The 17,952-nt window shown below is 69.0% G+C and carries 17 protein-coding genes; 12 read left to right on the top strand and 5 right to left on the bottom strand.

From position 1 onward, the window contains the following. Positions 1–19: 19 nt before the first annotated feature. The 11 genes from flgG to F1C10_RS13325 all read left to right on the top strand — a co-directional run bounded on the left by flgG (position 20) and on the right by F1C10_RS13325 (position 11,857). Complete coding sequence (gene flgG / locus F1C10_RS13375; protein ID WP_185206893.1) at positions 20–808, top strand: flagellar basal-body rod protein FlgG; 789 nt, start codon at positions 20–22, stop codon at positions 806–808. A gap of 12 nt (positions 809–820) precedes the next feature. Beyond that, positions 821–1,558, top strand: a complete 738-nt coding sequence (locus F1C10_RS13370; protein WP_185206891.1) for a flagellar basal body L-ring protein FlgH — start codon at positions 821–823, stop codon at positions 1,556–1,558. 53 nt (positions 1,559–1,611) lie between these two features. Then, positions 1,612–2,706, top strand: a complete 1,095-nt coding sequence (locus F1C10_RS13365; protein WP_185206889.1) for a flagellar basal body P-ring protein FlgI — start codon at positions 1,612–1,614, stop codon at positions 2,704–2,706. Then, positions 2,703–3,107, top strand: a complete 405-nt coding sequence (locus F1C10_RS13360; protein WP_258042928.1) for a rod-binding protein — start codon at positions 2,703–2,705, stop codon at positions 3,105–3,107. Before F1C10_RS13365 ends, F1C10_RS13360 begins: the two co-directional genes overlap by 4 nt. After that, the gene (gene flgK / locus F1C10_RS13355) at positions 3,104–4,438 is read left to right on the top strand and encodes a flagellar hook-associated protein FlgK (protein ID WP_185206887.1); all 1,335 of its coding nucleotides are present in this window, start codon (positions 3,104–3,106) and stop codon (positions 4,436–4,438) included. Before F1C10_RS13360 ends, flgK begins: the two co-directional genes overlap by 4 nt. Next, on the top strand, positions 4,438–5,325 hold the full coding sequence (gene flgL / locus F1C10_RS13350; protein ID WP_185206885.1) for a flagellar hook-associated protein FlgL: 888 nt from the start codon (positions 4,438–4,440) through the stop codon (positions 5,323–5,325). The genes flgK and flgL overlap by 1 nt, the downstream gene beginning before the upstream one ends. Positions 5,326–5,442: 117 nt before the next feature. Further along, positions 5,443–6,306 (top strand): flagellar motor stator protein MotA, encoded by an 864-nt coding sequence (motA, locus tag F1C10_RS13345; RefSeq protein WP_185206883.1) that lies wholly within the window; start codon positions 5,443–5,445, stop codon positions 6,304–6,306. Continuing rightward, positions 6,307–7,212, top strand: a complete 906-nt coding sequence (locus tag F1C10_RS13340; RefSeq protein ID WP_185206881.1) for a flagellar motor protein MotB — start codon at positions 6,307–6,309, stop codon at positions 7,210–7,212. It begins immediately after the preceding gene. Between the two features lie 193 nt (positions 7,213–7,405). Then, the gene (locus F1C10_RS13335; RefSeq protein ID WP_185206879.1) at positions 7,406–8,800 is read left to right on the top strand and encodes a TolC family protein; all 1,395 of its coding nucleotides are present in this window, start codon (positions 7,406–7,408) and stop codon (positions 8,798–8,800) included. Then, a complete protein-coding gene (locus F1C10_RS13330; protein ID WP_185206877.1) occupies positions 8,797–10,524 on the top strand; it encodes a type I secretion system permease/ATPase in 1,728 nt (575 codons plus the stop codon). Before F1C10_RS13335 ends, F1C10_RS13330 begins: the two co-directional genes overlap by 4 nt. 4 nt (positions 10,525–10,528) lie before the next feature. Beyond that, complete coding sequence (locus F1C10_RS13325) at positions 10,529–11,857, top strand: HlyD family type I secretion periplasmic adaptor subunit (protein WP_185206875.1); 1,329 nt, start codon at positions 10,529–10,531, stop codon at positions 11,855–11,857. A gap of 137 nt (positions 11,858–11,994) precedes the next feature. Here the strand turns inward: F1C10_RS13325 and F1C10_RS13320 are convergent, their stop codons facing one another. From F1C10_RS13320 to F1C10_RS13305, 4 genes are read right to left on the bottom strand one after another with little or no spacing between them, the layout of a single operon-like run. Beyond that, on the bottom strand, positions 11,995–12,996 hold the full coding sequence (locus F1C10_RS13320; RefSeq protein WP_185206873.1) for an isoaspartyl peptidase/L-asparaginase family protein: 1,002 nt from the start codon (positions 12,994–12,996) through the stop codon (positions 11,995–11,997). Positions 12,997–13,007: 11 nt separating this feature from the next. Beyond that, positions 13,008–14,177: an acyltransferase family protein gene (locus F1C10_RS13315; protein WP_185206871.1), complete on the bottom strand. Its 1,170-nt coding sequence runs from the start codon at positions 14,175–14,177 to the stop codon at positions 13,008–13,010. 11 nt (positions 14,178–14,188) lie between these two features. After that, positions 14,189–15,376 (bottom strand): acyltransferase family protein, encoded by a 1,188-nt coding sequence (locus F1C10_RS13310; RefSeq protein ID WP_185206869.1) that lies wholly within the window; start codon positions 15,374–15,376, stop codon positions 14,189–14,191. A 43-nt stretch (positions 15,377–15,419) separates the two neighbouring features. Continuing rightward, on the bottom strand, positions 15,420–15,941 hold the full coding sequence (locus tag F1C10_RS13305; protein WP_185206867.1) for a DUF1993 family protein: 522 nt from the start codon (positions 15,939–15,941) through the stop codon (positions 15,420–15,422). 69 nt (positions 15,942–16,010) lie between these two features. On the opposite strand from F1C10_RS13305, the gene ispG reads away from it, so the two are divergent. Then, positions 16,011–17,135 carry a flavodoxin-dependent (E)-4-hydroxy-3-methylbut-2-enyl-diphosphate synthase gene (gene ispG, locus F1C10_RS13300; protein ID WP_185206865.1) on the top strand — a complete coding sequence of 375 codons (1,125 nt, stop codon included), beginning with the start codon at positions 16,011–16,013 and terminating at the stop codon, positions 17,133–17,135. A 54-nt stretch (positions 17,136–17,189) separates the two neighbouring features. Here the strand turns inward: ispG and F1C10_RS13295 are convergent, their stop codons facing one another. Beyond that, entirely contained in the window at positions 17,190–17,933 is a 744-nt protein-coding gene (locus F1C10_RS13295; RefSeq protein WP_185206863.1) for an IclR family transcriptional regulator, read from the bottom strand. Positions 17,934–17,952 lie beyond the last annotated feature (19 nt).

Genomic DNA, 17,952 nt, shown 5'->3' with positions numbered 1-17,952 from the left:
GAATAAGGACGATAGAGACATGACCACCGCCGCCATGCACATCGCGCGCACCGGGCTCGACGCCCAGGATACGCGCATGCGGGTGATCTCGAACAACCTCGCGAACGTTAACACCACCGGGTACAAGCGCGACCGCGCGGCGTTCGAGACGCTGAGTTACCAGGTGATCACCGCACCTGGCGCGCAGTCGACGCAGGAGACGAAGTACGCGACCGGGCTGAACCTGGGCACCGGCGTGCGCGTGCAGGGCACCGCGCGGATGGATACGCAAGGCTCGCTCAACACCACCGGTAACAGCCTCGACATGGCGCTCGACGGCGACGGCATGTTTCAAGTGCAGCTGCCCGGCGGACAGTTCGGCTACACGCGCGCGGGCAATTTCTCGCGCTCGCCCGAGGGTCTCCTGATCACGTCGGAGGGGTATCAGGTGATGCCGGGGATCACGATCCCAGAGAACGCCACCTCGATCACCGTCGGCACCGACGGCACCGTGTCCGCGACGATCCCCGGCCAGAACGAGGCGCAGAACCTCGGCCAGGTGCAGGTGGCGAGCTTCCCCAACACCGCGGGGCTTCAGTCGGTTGGCGACAATTACCTCGTCGAGACCGCGTCGTCGGGCGCTGCCAACCTCGGCGTGCCGGGCGAGGACGGGCGCGGCAAGATCCGCCAGGGCATGCTCGAAGCGTCGAACGTCAACGTCGTCGAGGAACTCGTCGACATGATCGAGACGCAGCGCGCCTATGAGGTCAATTCCAAGATGATCTCGGCGACCGACGACATGCTCAAATACGTCAACCAGAACATCTAAAGGGCGACGACGATGGCATCACGCGCCCCCAATCCGTTCGCCGCGCACTGGATCGAGATCGCGCTCGGCGCCGCCACCGCAGCGCTCGTCGCGGCGGCGTTCGTGCCCGCGCCCGCCGAAGCCGGGCTGTTCGGCAAGAAGAAGCCGGCGGAGGATTTCACCGCCGTGCGCCTCGCTCCCGTCGCGCCGCCGCCGCTCGCCGCCCCTGCGCCCGCCAATGGATCGATCTTCCAGGCGGCGGACGGCTATGCCGCGCTGCACGAAGGCTGGCGTGCGCGGCGCGTCGGCGATCCGCTGACGATCGTACTGGTCGAGCGGACGGCGGCGTCGAAATCGTCGACGTCGAAGCTCGATTCGGGTGGCGGCTTCGGCATCACGCCACCGACGACGGGCGCGCTCAACCTCTTCAACCGCTCCGACGCGAGCATCAGCGGCGATCGCAATTTCAACGGCGTCGGTACCGCGGGCCAGGCCAATTCGCTGTCGGGCGAAGTGTCGGTCACGGTGGCGCAGGTGTTCCCCAACGGCACGATGCTGGTGCAGGGGCAGAAGCGCGTGACGCTCAACCGCGGCGACGAATTCGTCCAGATTAAGGGGCTGGTCCGCACCGCCGACGTCGACCGCGACAACCGCGTCCTCTCCACCCGCGTCGCCGACGCGCAGATTGCCTATACCGGCAAGGGAGACGTCGCGCGCGCCGGCCGCCAGGGCTGGCTCAGCCGCTTCTTCCAGGTGGTCAGCCCGTTCTGATGCCTCTTAGCCGCCCGTTAACCATGCCGACTGCACGGTCCCGCGCCATGACGATGCTTCGCCTTCTCCTCGCCTGCCTCGCCGCATCGCTGATCGCGGCGCCCGCCACGGCCGACCGGATCAAGGATCTCGGCGGCTTTCAGGGCATCCGCTCGAACCAGCTGACCGGCTATGGCGTCGTCGTCGGCCTGCCGGGCACCGGGGACGACAATCTCGAATATACCGTCCAGTCGATGAAGGCGGTCGCCTCGCGCTTCGGGCTGCAGCTGCCGCCTAATGCCAATCCGGGGCTCAAGAACGCAGCGGTGGTGATGATCACCGCCGAGCTGCCCGCCTTCGCGAAGCCGGGGCAGCGGATCGACATCACCGTCTCGTCGATGGGCAAGGCGAAGAGCCTGCGCGGTGGCAGCCTGATCATGGCGCCGCTGCTCGGCGCGGATGGGCAGGTCTACGCGATGGCGCAGGGCAACCTCGCTGTCGGCGGGCTCGGCGCGGAGGGCAAGGACGGCTCGCAGATCGTCGTCAACACCCCCTCCACCGGCCGCATCCCGGAAGGCGCGACGGTGGAGCGCGCGGTGGCGACGGGTTTCGCCGACACGCCGACGCTGACCTTCAACCTGCAGCGCGCCGATTTCACCACTGCGCAGAACGTCGCCGGCGCGATCAATCAGCGGCTGGGCTTCGGCACCGCGCAGGCGATCGACGCCGTGTCGGTCGCGGTCCGTGCCCCAATCGGCGCCGACGTACGCGCGACGCTGATGTCGACGATCGAGAATCTCGACGTCACCTCGGCCGAGCCGCCCGCCAAGGTGATCGTCAACGCGCGCTCGGGCACCGTGGTCATCAATTCGGCGGTGCGCGTCGGCCCGGCCGCGGTGACGCACGGCAAGCTGACGGTGCGGATCGACGAGAATCAGCGCATCAGCCAGCCAGCGCCGTTCAGCCAAGGGCAGACCGCGACCGAGCAGAAATCGGGCGTCGCGGTCGATGAGGAACATCGCCCGATGTTCCTGCTCGCCCCCGGCCCGAAGCTCGCCGACATCGTCAAGGCGGTGAACGCCATCGGCGCCTCGCCGGCCGATCTGGTCGCGATCCTCGAAGCGCTGAAGGAGGCCGGCGCGCTCAAGGCCGAGCTGATCGTCCTGTGACGCAGATCACGCCGCCGCCCGTCGGCACCATCTCTGGCGCGACGGGTATCGATACCGGGCTGAAGCGCACGCAGACGCGCGAGAACCTCGTCGCCGCCGGGCAGCAGTTCGAATCGGTGTTTACCGCGATGATGCTGAAGTCGATGCGCCAGGCGAAACTCGCCGAGCCGCTGTTCGACAGCCAGGCGATCGACACCTTCCGCGACATGCAGGACCAGAAGATGGTCCAGCAGATGGCGCAGCACACGCCGCTCGGGATCGGCAAGGCGATGACCGACTTCCTGTCGCGTGGCCTTTCGGCAACGGCGGCGGCGAAATCGGCGGACCAGACCGGCGATGCGTCCGGTTCGGCCGAGGCGAAACCCGATCTTAACCAGCGATCGGCGATGCCGCCGGCGTGAGCGACCTTCTTTCCATCGGCGCATCGGGCGTCCGCGCGAATCAGGCCGCGCTGTCCGTGGTGTCGGAGAACATCGCGAACGGCGGGGTCGAGGGCTATTCGCGCCGCACGATCACGACGAAGGAAGTGGTCTCGGTCACCGCGTCCGGCGCGACCAGCGGTCACGGCGTGTTCGTCACCGGCGTCAGCCGCGCGGCCGACATGTTCAAGGCGGCGTCGGTCCGCGCGTCGGGCGCCGATCTGGCGCGGACCGAAGCGGGCGGCGTGTGGCTCGATCGCATCCAGACCGCGCTGACCGGCGCCGATCTCGACACCCGCCTCACCGCCTTCTTCACCGCCGCCAAAGGCGTTACCGCCGATCCTACCGCCACCGCGCCGCGCGCTGCGATGCTCGAGCAGGCGCGCGCCGTGGCCGGCGCGTTCACCGCGACCGGCGCCGCGCTCGCCAACGCGACGGGCGAGCTCGACGCGACGGCTGATCAGGCGGTCGCCGATCTCAACGGGCTTTCGGCCGCGCTCGCCAAGATCAACGACGGGCTCGGCCGCGTCGGCGCGGGGAGTGCGGCGGCGGCCAATCTCGCCGATCAGCGCGACGCGATCCTAGAGAAGATGAGCGGGCTGGTCGACGTCAGCGCGACGATCGACGGCTTCGGCCGTGCCAGCGTACGCGCCGGCGGCGGCAACGGCGTCGCGCTCGTCAGCGGCAACCAGGTGTCGACCGTCAGCTATGCGCGCAACGCCGCCGGCGCGGTCGTTTTCGCGGTCCAGTCGGGCAAGGATACGTCGGTGCTGACGCCGGGCGGCGGCACGCTCGGCGGTGTGGTCGACGGGGCGCAGCGGATCGCGGATGCGCGCAGCGCGCTCGGCGAGCTCGCGACCACCTTCGTCGACACCGTCAACGACACGCAGGCGGGCGGACGCACGCTCGACGGCAATGCCGGCAACGCGATGTTCACCGTCGGCGCCGCGCCGACCGACATCTCGATGACGCTCGACGATCCGCGCGGCATCGCCGCGGCGAGCGTCGGCGAAGGTACCCGCGGCAACGGCAACCTCGCCACGCTCGAGGCGCTGCGAAGCGCGACGAATGTCGAAGGCGGGCTGACCGCGCTGGTCAGCGGCAACGCCGCCGCGATCCAGACGCGCCGCACCGTCGCCGCGGCGCAGACCGCGATCCACGACGGCGCGATCGCCGCGCGCGACGCTGTATCGGGCGTCGATCTCGATTCGGAAGCGGTCGACCTGCTGCGCTTCCAGCAAGCCTATCAGGCGTCGAGCCGCGTCATCTCGATCGCGCGCGAGACGTTGCAGACCCTGCTGGATATTCGCTGATGAGTGTCAACCTTTCCACCAGCCTGTTCTTTGATCGCTCGACGAGCACGATGCAGGCGCTCCAGTCGAAGTTCGATACGCTCAACGAGCAGATCTCGACGGGCAAGAAGCTGCTGAAACCGTCCGACGATTCGGTCGGCTACCAGCGATTGCAGGGTATCCAGCGCGCCAATGCCGACGGCGTGCAGGACGCGGCCAACGTCAAGCTCGCGCAGTCGACACTGCAGCAGGCGGGCACCACGCTGACGCAGATGACCGATCGGCTGCAACGCGCGGCCGAACTCGTCGTGCAGGCGAAGAGCGGCACCAATTCGGCGAGCGCCAAGGCGGCGATCGCAACCGAACTCGACGGCATCCTCCAGTCGGTCGTCTCGCTCGCCAACGCCAAGGACGCGCGCGGCATGCCGCTGTTCGGCGGCCAAGACGACGGCGCGGCGGTGACGCAGAGCGGCGGCGGCCTCGCTTTCGCGGCCGGAAAAGCCCCGGCGATGCCGCTCGGCGACGGGCAGAGCGTCGAGGCGACCGTCAATGCCAAGGATTTCCTCGCCACGCCGACGAGCGACATCGCCGCCGCGCTGACGGCGATCGTCACCGCGCTGCGCGCGGGCGAGGACGTGCCCGAGGACGCGTCCGAGACGCTCGACGTGGTCGCCGACCAGGTGATCGGCACGCAGGCTTCGCTCGGCGCGCGCGAGGCGCGGGTCGATCTGTTCGCCGCGCAGCTGAAGAGCGCGGCGGACGACCGCGAGGTCACCCGCTCGGGCATCGAGGATGCCGATCCGACCGAGACGATCGTCGAGCTGCAGAAGACGATGACGATCCTTCAGGCGACGCAGGCGAGCTTCTCCAAGCTCTCCAGCCTGTCGCTGTTCGATTACCTGCGCTGATCCGCCGCACGCCGCCGCCGGCGCGCCGAAGCGATAGAAAAACCTTCGCCCGGTAACCTCTTGGCTACCATGTCGGGTTAACCATCAGCGCGAATTGCTCCTGTCCCGGGGAAACACATGTTCGCCGCCATCGGCCTCGTCGTCCTCATTGCCATGGTGTTCGGTGGCTTCGCCTTCACCGGTGGCGCGCTCGGCCCTGTGCTTCACGCGCTGCCGCACGAGATGCTGATCATCGGCGGCGCCGCGGCGGGCGCGCTGATCATCGGTAATTCGGGCAAGGAGTTGAAGGCGATGGGCGGCGGCCTTGCCAAGGTTTTCAAGGGGCCGAAGTACAAGAAGCAGGATTATCTCGACGTCATCTTCCTCGTCAGCAAGCTGATGAAGATGCTGCGGATGGACGGTCCGATCGCGCTCGAGCCGCACGTCGAGGATCCCAAATCCTCCGCGGTGTTCGCCGAATATCCGCGCCTCCTCGCCGATCACACGCTGGTCGCGCTGATCGCCGATACGCTGCGTCTCGTCGTCGTGTCGTCGGGCACGCTCGACGTCCATGCGGTCGAGGACGTGATGGACAATGCGATCAAGACCCACCATCACGAGGTGGAGGGGCCGCACACGACGCTCTCCTCGCTCGCCGACGCGCTGCCTGCGCTCGGCATCGTCGCCGCGGTGCTCGGCGTGGTGAAGACGATGGGCTCGATCGACAAGCCGCCGTCGATCCTCGGCGGCATGATCGGATCGGCGCTGGTCGGCACGTTCCTCGGCGTGCTGCTCGCCTATGGCATCGTCAGCCCGCTCGCCTCGCGGCTGAAGCAGGTGATCGATGCCGATGCGGCGATCTATCACGTGGTGAAGCAGATCATCATCGCCTCGCTCCACGGCCATCCGCAGCCGCTCGTCATCGAAGCGGCGCGCTCGGGCATCGCGCACACCAACCAGCCCGGCTTCGCCGAGGTGTTCGACGGCCTCAGGGGCAAGTAAATGGCCGCGCGCGCGCCCCACGGGAACAACCAGCCGCCCAAGATCATCGTCAAGAAGATCTATATCGAGGGGCATGGCGGGCACCACGGCGGCGCCTGGAAGGTCGCGTACGCCGATTTCGTCACGGCGATGATGGCGTTCTTCCTGCTGATGTGGCTGCTCGGCGCCACATCGGAGAAGCAGCGCAAGGGCATCGCGGACTATTTCGCGCCCACCGTCCTCAACACCAAGTCGCTCGGCATCGGCGGCAGCGGGCTGCTCGGCGGCGAATCGGTCACCTCGCAGATGAAGACCGGTCCGCATGACGGCAATTCGCGCATGCCGACGATCGTCTCCAAGGTGGACGGCGCGGGCGGCAAGGATATCGGCACCGGCCGCAAGGGATCGCTGCGCAGCCCCGATGCGGTCGCGGCGGAGGACCGCAAGAACTTCGCCAAACTGAAACAGCAGGTCGAGCAGCAGCTCAAGGAGCGCAAGAGCCTCGCCGCATGGGCCAAGCACATCCGCTTCACCATGACGCCGCAGGGGATGCGGATCGATCTGGTCGACGATGCCGATTATTCGATGTTCGCGCTCGGCACCACCGCGCTGGAAAGCGACGCGTCCCAGCTGATCGGGATGGTCGCGGACGGGATCAAGGCGACGCAGAACCCGATCATGATCCGCGGCCATACCGACAGCCTGCCGTTCGGCGACCCACGCGCGATGAACAACTGGATGCTCGCCACCGGCCGCGCCGAGGCGACGCGTCGCCGGCTGCTGCTCGGCGGCATTCCCGAGGGGCGGTTCCACCGCATCGAAGGCGTCGCCGATCGCGAGCCGATGATCGAGAAGGATCCGATGGATCCGCGCAACCGCCGCGTCGCGATCACCCTGCTCTACCGCGCGGGTGTGTTCGGCCAGTAACGCACAGCCGGCTTTTATTTACCAGCGCGTTACAATACTTGGCGAACGCTTCGCCGCAGGATAGAGGCGCCATCTTGTCCCGGGGGGGATAGATGGTTCGCGTAGCGTTTTTCAGGAGCAGGATGTGATCGGCGCGTCGGCGATGGGCCTGGCGCTGGCTGCGCTCGTGCTTTCGGGACAGGCCATGTCGCCCATGGCGAGTCCTTCCGCACCGGCGCTTCCCGCGCCTGCCGCCCCGCCCACTCCTGCCCCCACCCCGCCGCTGCTGCCGACGCACAGCGGCAATCCGATGGCGGTAAGCGCTGCGTCCGACCCGCTGCTCGCGCTGACGCGGACGACCGCACCGGTCGAATTGCTCCAGCGTATCGTCGTCGAATCGATCGCCCGTGCGCCCGAGGCGGACGAAGCGAGCGCGACCCGCGACGAGGCCAGCGCCGCGCTGGGCGAAGCACGTGCGGTGCGCCGCCCCACCGTCGACGTCACCATCACCAGCTACAAGGTGCTGTCGCGCAACTTCGGCAACAACGTCGAGAACATCATCGAGGAATCGCGCCCCGGCCGCCGTACCGATCAGCTGCTGTCGGTCGATCAGCTGCTGCTCGACGGGGGCAGCGCGAACGCGCGGATCGGCGCCGCGCGCGAGCGGCTGCGCGCGGCGGAGACCGACATCCTCGGCGCGCAGGATCGCGTTGCGCTGCAGACGCTGGCGGCGTGGTACGACGTTTTTACCTATCGCTCGCTCGTCGCGCTATCGACCGCGTTCGCGGCCAGCCAGCGCGAACTGCGGGTGATGGTGCAGGAACGCATCCGGCGCGGCGTCTCGGCCGAGGCCGACATCGCGCGGGTCGATAGCTACATCGCCTCCGCCGACGCGCGACTCGCGCGCTTCCGCCGGCTGGAGGCGCAGGCCGCCGCGCGCTTTCAGTCGCTTGCCGGCACGCCGCCGCCCGCCGGACTGGCACGGGCGCCGTTCATCGGCCAGGCAGGGATCAGCCGCGACCTTGCCGTCGCCCGCGCGATCGAGGTGCCCGCGGTACGCTCCGCCCGCGCGCTGGCCGAAGGCGCGCGCAACGATGCCAAGGCGGCGCACGCCGATCGCCTGCCAACGCTGTCCGCCGGGCTCGATACCGGGCGCTACGGCATCTACGAAACGCCGCGCGACTATGACGTGCGCGCGCGGCTGACGCTGCGCCAGCGCCTGTGGGGCGGGATCGAGGAGCGCGACCAGCAGGCGCAGGCCCGCGCCCGCGCGACCGAGGCGCGCGCGAACCGCGTTTCGATCGAGGCCGCGCGTGACGCCGAGATCGCCTGGTCCGACGTCCAGGCGCTCGAGGAGCAGCGCGTCGCGCTCGAAGCGACGTATCTCGCCAGCCGCCGCTCGCGCGATACGATCGCCGAGCGCTTTCGCGTCTCGTCGGGCACGCTGTTCGACGTGATCGGCGCGGAGGACAGCTATTTCGAGACCGCTGTCGGCTACCTCCAATCCGTCACCGAACTCGACGCGTCGCGGTACGTGCTGCTGTCCAAGACCGGGCAGCTGCTTCCCACGCTCGGCATCACCGATCCAGTCCAAGGACGCCCGCAATGAGCGACCATACGCTCGTCCCCGACCCCAAGAAGCGTTTCGCGCCGTGGCTGGTCGAGCCGATGCTCGAAAACAAGCCGACCTATTTCAAGGTCGCCGCCGCGGCGGTGCTGATCAACATCTTCGCGCTCGTCACCTCGCTGTTCTCGATGGTGATCTACGATCGCGTGATCCCGAACAACGCGATGTCGAGCCTCGTCGCGCTGTCGATCGGCTTCACGATCGTCATCGTGTTCGATTTCGTGCTGAAGATGCTGCGATCCTATTTTGTCGACATCGCGGGCGCTGACATCGACCAGCAGGTCGGCGAGCGCGTGTTCGCCAAGCTGCTCGCGATCCGGCTCGATCAGAAGCGCGGATCGACCGGCGCACTCGCCGGGCTGATGCGCGAGCTGGAGGCGCTGCGCGATTTCTTCGCCTCGGCCACCATGTCGGCGCTGGTCGACCTGCCGTTCCTGATCCTCACCGTCGCGGTGATCTGGGCGATCGGCGGCAAGGTGGTGATCGTGCTGCTCGTCATCATCCCGGTGGTGCTGCTGACGGCGTGGGCGACCAACCCCGCGCTCGAGCGGCTGACCGCGCGGACGCTGCGCGAGGGGCTGTCGAAACAGTCGGTGCTGGTCGAGACGATCGGCGGGTTGGAGACGGTGAAGGCGTCCGGCGCGGGGCCGATGCTGTCGCGGCGCTGGGTCGATGCGGTGCGCCAGCAATCCGATTCGTCGCTGCGCCAGCGGCTGATCTCGACCATCGCGATCACCGTCGCGGGGTCGGCGAGCACGATCAGCTACGCCGGCGTCGTGATCGTCGGCGTCAACCTGATCGCGGAGCGCGAGCTGACGTCGGGCGGGCTGATCGCCTGCTCGCTGCTCGCCGGGCGTGCGATCGCGCCGCTCGCGACGATCTCGCAGCTGCTCGCGCGGCTCTCCGCCACGCGTACCGCCTATCGCCAGATCAACGCAATGATGGTGCAGCCGAGCGAGGGGCCGGCCGGCGAGCCGCTGCGCCTCGCCAAGCTCGCCGGCAAGATCGAATTCCGCAACGTCAGCTTCCGCTATCCCGGCGCGAGCGAGCCCGCGCTTCACGGCGTGTCGTTCACGATCCAGCCGGGCGAGCGCGTCGCGCTGCTCGGCCGCGTCGGATCGGGCAAGTCGACCGTGACGCGGCTGATCCTCGGCCTCTATCCGCCCGCCGATGGGCTGGTGATGGTCGACGGCACCGATGTCCGGCAGATCGATCCCAGCACGCTGCGCGCCCAGATGGGCGTCGCGATGCAGGACAGCGTGCTGATGACCGGCAGCGTGCGTGAGAACATCTCGCTCGGCCGCGCCGGGATCGACGATGCCGAGATGCTGCGCGTCGCCGACCTGTCGGGCACGCACCAGTTCATGGGGCAGATCGCCAACGGCTACGACCTGAAGCTCGCCGATCGCGGCGAGGGGCTGTCGGGCGGCCAGCGCCAGTCGATCGCGATCGCGCGCGCGCTCGCCGGCCGGCCGCAGATGCTGGTGTTCGACGAGCCCAGCGCCAGCATGGACACGCAGACCGAGCAGAGCCTGATCGATCGGCTGCAGAGCGAGGTGCAGGGCCGCACCATGGTGCTCGTCACGCACCGCCCGCCGCTGCTCCAGCTCGTCCAGCGCATCATCGTGATGGAGCGCGGCCACGTCATCATGGACGGCCCGCGCGACCAGGTGATGCAGCAGCTCACGCGACCCAAGGTGGCCTGATCCGATGTCCGAACTCGCAACCCAGCCCGCCCCGCACACGCATCTCGAGGATCTCGCCTCGCGCGTGAAGCCACGCCAGGCGTCGAGCCTGCTGCTGTGGGCGATCGTCGCCTTCTTCGTGATCTTCGTCGTCTGGGCATCGTGGGCGACGCTCGACCGCACCGTGCGCGGTTCGGGACGCGTCATCGCCAGCTCGCAGCTGCAGACGGTGTCGAACCTCGAAGGCGGGGTGGTGAAGGAGATCCTGGTGCGTACCGGGCAACTGGTGCGCGCCGGGCAGCCGATCGTTCGGCTCGATCCCACCGCCACCGGCGGCGAGCTCGGCTCGGGCGAAGCGCAGACCGCCGCGCTGCTCGTCAAGATCGCCCGCCTGAAGGCCGAGGTGCTCGGGCGCGAGCCGGTCTATCCCGCCGCAAGCAATCCGGCGATCGCCGAGCAGATCGAGATCGAGCGCGCGTTGCACGCCGCCAAGATGCAGGAACTCGCCGGGATCACCGGCGCGTACGGCGCGCGCGGCGTGCAGGCGACCCGCGCGGTCAACGAGGCGCGCTCCGCGCTCGAGGCGCGGCGCAGCGCGAGCGAGGCGCGCGCCTACGAACTCGAGATGATCAAGCCGCTGGTCGACAAGGGCATCGAGCCGCGGCTCACGTTGAATCAGGCGAGCAGCGCCGCGGCGGTGGCGGCAAGCGAGGCGGCGCAGGCGTCGGCGGCGCTCGCGCGGTCGCAGGCGGCGGTATCGGAAGCCGGTGCCAGCCTTGCGCAGGCGCGGCAGGACTGGCGCGCGCGCGCGGCGGACGAACTCGCCAAGGCGCAGGCTGACCTGTCCGCGCGCGCCTCGACGATGCCGGCGCTCGCCGCGCGGCTCGAGCGAACAACCGTGCGCGCGCCGCTCGCGGGGCGGATCAACCGCGTCATCGTCACCACCGTCGGGGCGGCGGTCGCCCCCGGCGCGCCGATCGCCGAAATCTCGCCGAGCCGCGACACGCTGCTGGTCGAGGCGCGCGTTCGCCCCGAGGACATCGCGCGCGTGCGCACCGGGCAGCATGCGCGGATCAACATCACCGCCTACGACAGTTCGGTCTACGGCTGGATCGACGGCAAGGTCGAATCGATCTCGCCCGACGCGATCGTCGACGAGAAGGCGCAGGCGAGCTACTATAACGTCTTCGTGCGCACCGACACGAAGGGGCTGCTCGATCGCCGTACGGGCACGCTGTTGCCGATCGGCACCGGCATGACGGCGGAGATCAACTTGCTCGGTGATCCGCGCACGGTGATGCAGTATATCCTGACGCCGATCACGCGCCTGTCGGAACGCGCCTTCCGCGAGTGACAAGCGGGCGGGCGGGCGGCGGTCGCGGACGCTGCCTGCCGCCCACTCCCCTGCTTGCCCGCGGGATAGGCCTGGCGGCACTCGCACGGCGCGTGGCTCCCCGCTCTGCCGGGAACGCGGTGCTTACGTGCTATCCCTTACGGCTCGTCGCGGTAGATCGCGACGACCGGCTTGCCGCCCGCCGAGATGCGGCCGCGGTACATGCCCGGCGTGTTGTAGCTCCATGCGATCGTGCCGTCGGGGCTATTGACGATCACCCCGCCGTCGCCGCCCAGCGCCTTCACCTCGTCCATCACGCGGTCCGCCGCCACCTGCGGCGCTTCACGCGCGAAGCGGATCCGAGCGCAGATCTCGTGCGCGACGCCTTCGCGGATGAAATACTCGCCGGCGCCGGTGGCGGAAACGGCGCAGGCGCGATCGTCGGCATAGGTGCCCGCGCCGATCACCGGCGCGTCGCCGATCCGGCCCCAGCGCTTGCCGGTGATCCCGCCGGTCGAGGTGGCGGCGGCGAGATGCCCGCTTGCGTCGCGCGCCACGGCGCCGACGGTGCCGTATTTGCGGTCGACGTCGATCGCCGACAGCTTGTTCGCCTTCAGTGTCTCGAGCTGGCGGCGGCGCTCGGGCGTCGCGAACCATTCGGGGCCGGCCTGTTCGAGCTTCTGCACGCGCGAGAAGGCGTCGGCCCCGGCGCCCGACAGGAACACGTGGTCGCTCTTCTCCATCACCGCGCGGGCGAGGCTGACGGGGTGGCGCGTCGCGGTGACGCCGGCGACCGCCCCCGCGGCGCGCGTGCGCCCGTCCATGATCGCCGCGTCGAGCTCGTTGTGCCCGTCCCACGTCAGCACTGCGCCGCGCCCGGCGTTGAAATGCGGATCGTCCTCGAGCACCTTGATTGCCGCCTCGACGGCGTCGAGCGCCGCGCCGCCCTTGGCGAGGATTGCCGATCCGGCCTCGAGCGCGCGGGCGAGCGCGGCGCGAATCGCCTTGTCCTGTTCGGGCGTAAGCTTGTCGCGCTCGATCACCCCGGCGCCACCGTGGATGGCGAGCGACCAGCGCGGCGCGGTCTGCGCGGCGGCCGACGAGATGCAGGCGGGCACGAGCGGGGCGGTGAGGAGAGCGGCGAGCAGCAGGCGGCGCATGATGGTCCTTCTCAAACGATGGCGGGGCGGTCGTCGGGGATCGCGGGCGCGCGGCGATGGAGCCGCAGCCCGATCAGCGGGCGCAGCAGCGGCACACGTCGCCCGACTAGGTAGAAAACGCTGCATCCCGTCAGCGTCGCCGCGACGAGGATCGCGAACGATGCCGCACCCGGCAGCGCCGACGGCATCAGCCAATAGGCGACGACGACGATGATCGTCTGGTGCGCGATGTAGAAGGGAAATACCGCCTCGGTCAGCATCGGCCGCCAGCGATGGTCGCGGTTCCAGAAGGTTTCCGCGACGCCGATCAGCGCGGCAATCGCCATCCAGCCCTCGACGCCGCGCGCCAGGCTGAAGATCGTCCCGAATGGCCGTGGGGTGACGCGATAGCCGGCGTAGACGATCGCGATCCCCGCGACGACGCCATAGGCGAGCAGTGCGAGCAGCGCGGTCGGCTTCCACCAGCGCGCGAACGACGCCAATGTCGCTTCGCTGCCGGCAAGCGCATAGCCGAAGACGAGCATCGGGAAGTAGCTCGCATGCGCCACCCAATCGCCCCGCAACTCGTGCGTTTCGCGCGCGCCGGGGAACAGCACGCCGCTGACGAGCATCAGCCACGCCATCGGCAGCAGCAGCGCGCCGACGCCGCCGAACAAGCGATCGAACGCCCCTTGCGCGGCGCGGCGAACCGCGACCGGCGTCACGACGAGCACCAGCGTCCAGCCGAGCGTGTAGACCCACAGATAGCCGACGAACCACAGGTGGTTCCACGTCGGCAGCGCGATGCCGTCTAGCCGCCCGAAGCGGAAGTAATCGCCCCACCAGAAGGCAGCGAAGCCGCGCTGGTAGCCGTGCTGCGTGACGAGTTCGACCCATGCCTGCGGCGGCACGATCGCCGCGACGCCGCACGCGAGCGGGATCAGCAGCCGCGCGGTGCGGCTGCGCACGAACGTCCATGCCGTCGCATGGCGCACGAACAGCGCACGGCTGGCATAGCCCGAGACGACGAACAGCAGCGACAATCGCCACGGGTTGGACAGCATCATCGGCACTGCGACCCACGGCTGCGCATCGAGCTTTGCGTGGAACGGCCACGGCACGAACACCATGCCGATATGGTAGAGGATCAGGATCGCAAAGGCCCCGATGCGAAGCCAGTCGAGGCCGTAGTGCCGCTGCATCGGCGCGGTGCCTAGCAGCTTCCCCCCGCCCCCGATACCATCGCGCGCGGCGGCACCGCGCGGCGCGGGGCAAGCCCGATCAGTGGCGCGAGCCAGGCGATGCGGCGCCCCGCGGCATAGGCGCCCCAACAGGCGAGCGCCGTCGCGCCGAGCAGGAAGGCGAAGCCCGCGAGTGGCCCAAGCCCCCAGCCGGGCGCGAGCCAGGCGAGTACGACGAGCACCGGATGATGGACGATATAGGCGGGGAACACTGCCTCCGCGAGCGGCGCGCGCCAGCGGTGATCGCAGTTGAGCCGCGCGTCGGCGAGACGCAGCAGCGCGAGGATCACGCCCCACGCCATGCCGAGCCGCGCCGCGCGATCGAGCGCCATCACCGCATGCCCCGGCAGCGTGCTTCCCTGATAGGCGAGCTCCACCCAGGTGACGACGACGGCACACGCCAGCGCGATGGCGAGCGCCGCGCGCCAACCGCGCGCGATGCCCTGCCACAGCGCAGGCGTGCCCCCGAGCGCGAAGCCGAAGACGAACAGCGGCAGGTACGCCGAATGCCCGGTCCAGTCGCTGAACAGCCCCTGCGTTTCCGGCACGACGAACATCAGCGCGATCTTCATGCCCACTAGCGCGGCGATCGGCAGCCACACGAGCCGCCATCCGATCGTCAGCAGCGCGAACCAGCGGTCGATCCGCGCGATGCCCATCCGTGCGATCATCGCGGCGAGCACCATCGTATACGCCCACAGGTAGACGACGAACCACATATGTTCCCAGTTCGGGAAGGCACGGCCGTAGTGGACGAACGGGCTCCAGTAATCGCCCAGCCAATAGGTCGCGAGCCCCTCCGGATCGCCCGCGAGCCGCACGCGGACCCAGAGTTCGGGTGGCAGCAGCACGAGCATCGCGAAGGCGAGCGGGACGAGCAGGCGCAGGCTGCGCGCATGGACGAAGCCGGCGAGATCGGGGCTACGCGACAGCAGCTTGCGCGTCGCGAAGCCCGATACGACGAACAGCAGCGGGATGCGCCACGGCGTCAGCAGCGCCATCGGCACGATCAGCGCCGGAAACGTCTCGGGCCATTTCACCACCCACGGCCACGGCGCGAAAACCATCGCGACATGGTAGACGATCAGCAGCGCGAACGCGCCGATCCGCAGCCAGTCGAGGCCATAGTGGCGTGTGGCGGGGGCGGCGGGTTTTGGCACCGCCCCGCCTTAGCGCGAGAACCGTAACGAACTATTGCTGCGGTCAGATCGCCATGCGCAATTTGCCCAGGAAGTCGCGCTTGCCCAGCTTCACCCCCTGCGCACGCAGGATCGCGTAGGCGGTGGTGGCGTGGAAATAGAAATTGGGCTGCGAGAAGGACAAGAGGAACTGCGCGCCGCTGAACGGCATGCGCATCTCGCCCATCGAGAATTGCGTGTCCTTGTCCGCCAGCGCGTCGAATTCGGCACGGTCGACCGCCTCGAGCGCGGTGATCGCGCCCTGCACCTTGGCGTGAAGCCCGGCGAAATCGGTCGGCCACGGCGTCATGCTGGGCGAGAAGTTGCCGCCGCGCACGCCCTCGATCCCGCCGATCGAATGTTCGGCGACCGACTTCACCTGATAGCCGAACGGCAGCATGTCGGGCGCGAGCCGCGCGTCGATCAGCGCGGCGGGCGCCATGCCCTTCTCGCTCGCGAACGCCTCCGCCTTGTCGATGAGGCCGTCGACCGCGCCGAGGATCTGGAGGTTCGACGGAATAACCGCGTCGTACAGCGAAAGCGTCATGATCCTGCCCCTGATTTCGTTTATGTCCGCGAGACGCTATATCGCCGGCAAAGCCGATAGGAAGCCTCCATGTCCCTCCGTCCCTGGCGCGATATCACGCGCCGCCAAAGCCGCCAGATCATGGTCGGCACCGTGCCCGTCGGCGGCGATGCGCCCGTCACCGTGCAGACGATGACCAACACGCCGACGTCCGATCCGCGCGCGACGATCGATCAGATCCGCCGCTGCGAGGATGCCGGCGTCGACATCATCCGCGTCAGCTGCCCCGACGTCGAATCGACCGCGGCGCTGCGCCAAATCGTGCGCGCCGCGCGCGTGCCGATCGTCGCCGACATCCATTTCCACTACAAGCGCGCGCTGGAGGCGGCTGATGCCGGCGCCGCGTGCCTGCGCATCAACCCGGGCAACATCGGATCGGCCGAGCGCGTCAACGAAGTGGTCAACGCCGCCAAGGCGAATGGCTGCGCGATCCGCATCGGCGTCAACGCCGGCAGCCTGGAAAAGGACCTGCTCGAGAAATACGGCGAACCCTGCCCCGAGGCGCTGGTGGAAAGCGCGCTCGATCATATCAAGCTGCTGCAGGACCGCGACTTCCACGAATTCAAGGTGGCGGTGAAGGCGTCCGATCTGTTCCTCGCGGTCGCCGCCTACCAGCAGCTCGCCGAAGTGGTCGATTGCCCGCTGCATCTCGGCATCACCGAGGCGGGCGGCTTCGTCGGCGGCACGGTGAAGAGCGCGATCGGGATCGGTTCGCTCCTGTGGTACGGCATCGGTGACACGATCCGCGTCTCGCTGTCGGCCGAGCCCGAGGAGGAAGTGCGCGTCGGGTTCGAGATCCTGAAGGCGCTCGGCATCCGCAATCGCGGCGTGCGCGTGGTGAGCTGCCCGAGCTGCGCACGGCAGGGGTTCGACGTCATCCGCACCGTTCAGGCGCTGGAGGAACGGTTGCAGCATATCCGCACGCCGATGTCGCTTTCCGTGCTCGGCTGCGTCGTCAACGGCCCGGGCGAGGCGCGCGAAACCGACATCGGGATCACCGGCGGCGGCAACGGCAAGCACATGGTGTATCTGTCGGGCGTCACCGACCATCACGTGCAGGACGCCGGCATGATCGAGCACATCGTCGGCCTGGTCGAGGCGAAGGCGGCAGAGATCGAGGCGGCGGACGAGGCACGCAAGGTGGTGGCGGCGTAAAGGGTGCGCGTGGAAGTGGTACTTCCATGCGGGTTGGCAGGCGTTCCGTGGTGCCTAGGCTGCGCTAGTCGACGCATGGAGTCCGTTGGCTAGGTCTTTCAACAGCTGGCCGGCCTCGGCGTCGCGGGCGCAGCCGGCGTCGGCGGCGAAGAACGATACCGACAGGCACAGCGTCGGCGGGTCGCCGGGAACGGCGACCGCAATCGAGCGCACGCCGGCGTGGCCGTAGCGATCGTCGACCGCATAGCCGTCACGCGCCGCATCCGCGATCTGCCTGCGATAGGCGGCGAGATCGAGCGCGCGTTCCCAGCGCACCGCCGCGAACCGCGTCGCCACCGCCGCCTCCTCGAGCCTCTGCGCCGCGGCAAGCGCGCGGCCGGTCGCGCCGCCGCCGATCGGCTGGCGCTGCCCCACCTGCATGTGGATCCGGGTCGACGCCGCACTCTCGCCCAGCGCGATCAGCTGCAGCCGCTCCCCCGCAACGACGCGCCACAGCCCGACCGGCGCGTCGAGTTGGCGCGCCGCCCGGTCGAGCAGCGGGCGGGCGGTGGCGACGATCTGCGCGTGCGGATCGGCCCATCGCGCCGATCCCTCCCGCCACGCCGGCGCGAGGGCGTACCTTTTGCCCGGCTGCGCGGCGAGCACGCGTTCGCCGATCAGGGTGCGCAGCAGCCCGAGGCAGGTCGACGGACTGAGCGCACAGCCGCGCGCTATCTCCGACAGCGTCATCGCCTCGCCATGGGCGAGCAGCCGCATGATCGCAAAGGCGTGACCGACCGAGCGTACCCGAAGCTCCATGCCCTGACCTATCTTTCAA

The sequence above is a fragment of the Sphingomonas sp. NBWT7 genome, assembly GCF_014217605.1.
GTDB lineage: Bacteria > Pseudomonadota > Alphaproteobacteria > Sphingomonadales > Sphingomonadaceae > Sphingomonas.
Note: the sequence above shows the minus strand (reverse complement) of the source record. Positions and strands in the feature narration are given on the sequence as shown.

Excerpts from the sequence above, each read along its gene's own strand:
- flgG (WP_185206893.1), top strand. The coding sequence starts at position 20 with ATGACCACCGCCGCCATGCACATCGCGCGCACCGGGCTCGACGCCCAG.
- flgL (WP_185206885.1), top strand. The coding sequence starts at position 4,438 with ATGAGTGTCAACCTTTCCACCAGCCTGTTCTTTGATCGCTCGACGAGC.
- F1C10_RS13295 (WP_185206863.1), bottom strand. The coding sequence starts at position 17,933 with ATGGAGCTTCGGGTACGCTCGGTCGGTCACGCCTTTGCGATCATGCGG.
- F1C10_RS13325 (WP_185206875.1), top strand. The coding sequence starts at position 10,529 with ATGTCCGAACTCGCAACCCAGCCCGCCCCGCACACGCATCTCGAGGAT.
- F1C10_RS13335 (WP_185206879.1), top strand. The coding sequence starts at position 7,406 with ATGGCGAGTCCTTCCGCACCGGCGCTTCCCGCGCCTGCCGCCCCGCCC.
- F1C10_RS13305 (WP_185206867.1), bottom strand. The coding sequence starts at position 15,941 with ATGACGCTTTCGCTGTACGACGCGGTTATTCCGTCGAACCTCCAGATC.
- F1C10_RS13330 (WP_185206877.1), top strand. The coding sequence starts at position 8,797 with ATGAGCGACCATACGCTCGTCCCCGACCCCAAGAAGCGTTTCGCGCCG.
- F1C10_RS13315 (WP_185206871.1), bottom strand. The coding sequence starts at position 14,177 with ATGCAGCGGCACTACGGCCTCGACTGGCTTCGCATCGGGGCCTTTGCG.
- motA (WP_185206883.1), top strand. The coding sequence starts at position 5,443 with ATGTTCGCCGCCATCGGCCTCGTCGTCCTCATTGCCATGGTGTTCGGT.
- F1C10_RS13320 (WP_185206873.1), bottom strand. The coding sequence starts at position 12,996 with ATGCGCCGCCTGCTGCTCGCCGCTCTCCTCACCGCCCCGCTCGTGCCC.
- F1C10_RS13365 (WP_185206889.1), top strand. The coding sequence starts at position 1,612 with ATGCTTCGCCTTCTCCTCGCCTGCCTCGCCGCATCGCTGATCGCGGCG.
- F1C10_RS13340 (WP_185206881.1), top strand. The coding sequence starts at position 6,307 with ATGGCCGCGCGCGCGCCCCACGGGAACAACCAGCCGCCCAAGATCATC.
- F1C10_RS13370 (WP_185206891.1), top strand. The coding sequence starts at position 821 with ATGGCATCACGCGCCCCCAATCCGTTCGCCGCGCACTGGATCGAGATC.
- ispG (WP_185206865.1), top strand. The coding sequence starts at position 16,011 with ATGTCCCTCCGTCCCTGGCGCGATATCACGCGCCGCCAAAGCCGCCAG.